This is a genomic window from Bradyrhizobium sp. LA6.1 (genome assembly GCF_040547805.1).
GTDB classification, from domain to species: Bacteria; Pseudomonadota; Alphaproteobacteria; order Rhizobiales; family Xanthobacteraceae; genus Bradyrhizobium; species Bradyrhizobium barranii.
In genome coordinates this window covers 1-1035 of the sequence record NZ_JBEPQK010000063.1, presented here as the reverse complement: position 1 = coordinate 1035, position 1035 = coordinate 1, and the positions used below count along the sequence as shown (strand labels likewise).

Sequence of the window (1035 nt, the reverse complement as noted above, 5' to 3'; positions counted from 1 at the left end):
GCTTCTCGGACTTCGCGCCGAACTTCTCGCGTCGCAATTCGCCGAGGATGACCTCCAGCCGACGCCGCGCTTCCTCCGACGCCGCCAGCGCCCCCTGATGCTCGCTCAAGGCCGCCTGCGTTTGCGCCAAAAGCGCCTTCAGTCGTTCATTTTCGTCGCGCAGCGCCGCGATGCTCATGTGCTAATTCGAGCACACCGCCGCCGCGTGCGTCACGTGCAAAATACCTTCCGAGTCACTCTGCCGCAGTTATCCCGCCGCCTGCGGACGCCGCGCTTCTTGCGGGCGGACCAACCTCCAATCCAGCCCCTCGAACAGGGCTGCGAACATCGCCGGCGATATGCGCATCACGCCGTCTGCGATCGTTGGCCAAACGAACTTGCAGCCTTCGAGGCGCTTGTGCACCAACACTAGGCCCGTTCGATCCCAGACCAAAATCTTGATCCGGTCCGCTCGTTTCGATCGGAACACGAAGGCTGCACCGCTGAACGGATCGAGACGAAGCATCTCCTGCACCTTCGCAGCAAGCCCATCATGGCCACAGCGGAAGTCAATCGGCCGCGTCGCCATGTAAATCTTCAGATCAGCACCGGGCGCGATCATCGTGACGCTCGTACCGCGCGGATCACCCGAGACAGCTGCTCGCCATCTATGGCCGTGTCCGTCCGCACCACGACATCGCCGATCGCTATCTCAAGCTTGATCGCCGGAACGTGACGCTCCTCTAACGCACCTTCCACGACCAGCGGCGCGAATGTCGGCTGCGACGCCTCGCACGGCGGCAACATGCCTCGCTGTCGAAAGCGCCGTCGCCAATCGTAAATCTGCCAGCGCGTCGCTCCGTGCTTGCGCGCCACCTCGGACACCTGGGCACCGGGTAGCAGACTCTCGGCGACGATCCGAGCTCTCTCAGCCTCCGAACGCACGCGGCGTCCCGACGGTCCTTCAAGGACCTCCAGCCGGCTCACCGGCCCTACCGACGAGCCGTCCAAATGGACGTCCTTTTTGCTGTCCAATCCCATCCCAAACCTCCGTCC

General features: G+C 63.5%; 2 protein-coding genes and 1 pseudogene. All 3 read right to left on the bottom strand.

The window, feature by feature from the left end:
- Positions 1–178: pseudogene (locus tag ABIB99_RS44620) on the bottom strand (IS66 family transposase); the annotation flags it as partial.
- A 69-nt stretch (positions 179–247) separates the two neighbouring features.
- On the bottom strand, positions 248–601 hold the full coding sequence (tnpB, locus tag ABIB99_RS44470; protein ID WP_247316068.1) for an IS66 family insertion sequence element accessory protein TnpB: 354 nt from the start codon (positions 599–601) through the stop codon (positions 248–250).
- Positions 598–1035: IS66-like element accessory protein TnpA (tnpA, locus tag ABIB99_RS44465; protein WP_354182313.1), on the bottom strand; the 438-nt coding region annotated here is incomplete at its 5' end. The genes tnpB and tnpA, both read right to left, overlap by 4 nt.